This window comes from Streptomyces sp. MS06, assembly GCF_047200655.1.
Lineage (GTDB): Bacteria > Actinomycetota > Actinomycetes > Streptomycetales > Streptomycetaceae > Streptomyces.
The window spans coordinates 1-335 of sequence record NZ_JBJZOJ010000169.1; the positions used below are offsets into that span (position 1 = coordinate 1).

Genomic DNA, 335 nt, shown 5'->3' on the forward strand with positions numbered 1-335 from the left:
GTCAGCATGCCGGCGCCTTCCTGGTACCCGCGCGGGCCGCGGCGAGCCGGCCGGCGGCCGGGCCGCGGCGCACCGCCTGGTGGACGAGGTTCATCATCTCTCCGATCGGTGTGCTGTTCAGTGGGGTTGGGCCGGGCTGAGCCAGCCGGCCGGCCCGTAGGCGTGCGGGGTGCGCAGAAGCCGGGGGCGCGAGGCCCAGGCGGTGCGCTGCGGGGTGGGTTGGCCGGTGGTGGGGGTGGTGGCGGCTGCTGCTGCGCGGGCGTGGACGACGGTGAGGGCTGCGGCGAGTTCCTCGGGGGTGGGGTTGCCGCGTAGGATCTTGATGTTCATAGGAT

1 protein-coding gene is annotated in these 335 nt (G+C 74.3%); it reads right to left on the reverse strand.

All coding sequences use genetic code 11. The features are described 5' to 3' along the window. Positions 1–117: 117 nt before the first annotated feature. On the reverse strand, positions 118–330 hold the full coding sequence (locus ACL02U_RS32980) for an acyl-CoA carboxylase subunit epsilon (RefSeq protein ID WP_412794688.1): 213 nt from the start codon (positions 328–330) through the stop codon (positions 118–120). Positions 331–335: the final 5 nt, after the last annotated feature.

Bases quoted from the DNA above. Each gene is read 5' to 3' on its own strand.
- ACL02U_RS32980 (WP_412794688.1), bottom strand. From the start codon at position 330: ATGAACATCAAGATCCTACGCGGCAACCCCACCCCCGAGGAACTCGCC.